We start from the raw sequence: 640 nt of genomic DNA, 5'->3' as shown, positions 1-640 counted from the left end.
GAGTACCGCAACGGTTTTCTCTACAAGCGTTGCCGTGGCGAGGCGGTGTGGATCTATCGGCGCAATGCCGAGGGCGCGGTCACCGAAGCGGTCGATCCCGACGGCCAGGTCACCCATTACTACTACAACCTGCGTGGCCAGTTGTTGTCGCTGCGTTACCCGGACAGCAGCCGGCATCGCTGGGTGTGGAATGAACTCGGCCAGCTCATCGAGGAAACCCTGCCCGACGGTGGCGTCCGGCGCTTTTCCTACGACGCATTGGGACGGCGGACCACGACGCAGGACGAGTTTGGCGTCATCAGCCGTCAGCAGTGGGACGCCGCCGGCCGGCTGATCCTGACGACTTCTCCTGCGGGCGCCAGTCGCGCCTACAGCTACGGCGCTTACGGCCAGGTCACCGCCGAGCGCGACGAACTCGGACGCATCACCCGCTACGAATATGACGACGACCTGCACCTGGTTTCCCGGCGCACCAACCCCGACGGCACCCGCGTGCAGTACCGCTACGACCACGCGCAACTGCTGCTCACCGAGATCGAAAACGAATCGGGCGAAAAGTACCGCCTGGATTACACGCCCACCGGGCTGATCCGCGAGGAAAGCGGCTTCGACGGGCGACGCACCGCTTACGCCTACGACC

2 protein-coding genes and 1 pseudogene are annotated in these 640 nt (G+C 64.8%); all 3 read left to right on the top strand.

All coding sequences use genetic code 11. The annotated features are described in order from the left end of the window. Positions 1–45 precede the first annotated feature (45 nt). Positions 46–243, top strand: a pseudogene (locus tag HU743_RS27485) (RHS repeat domain-containing protein); the annotation flags it as partial. A 68-nt stretch (positions 244–311) separates the two neighbouring features. After that, positions 312–443 (top strand): hypothetical protein, encoded by a 132-nt coding sequence (locus HU743_RS27480; RefSeq protein WP_346656542.1) that lies wholly within the window; start codon positions 312–314, stop codon positions 441–443. Continuing rightward, a partial coding sequence (locus HU743_RS27475) for a hypothetical protein (protein ID WP_346656541.1) occupies positions 424–640 on the top strand: 217 nt, incomplete at its 3' end. The genes HU743_RS27480 and HU743_RS27475, both read left to right, overlap by 20 nt.

The sequence above is a fragment of the Pseudomonas sp. SWRI99 genome, from assembly GCF_014270125.1.
Classification (GTDB): domain Bacteria; phylum Pseudomonadota; class Gammaproteobacteria; order Pseudomonadales; family Pseudomonadaceae; genus Aquipseudomonas; species Aquipseudomonas hamedanensis.
The sequence above is the reverse complement of the archived record's forward strand: the minus strand, read 5'-3'. Positions and strand labels throughout refer to the sequence as shown.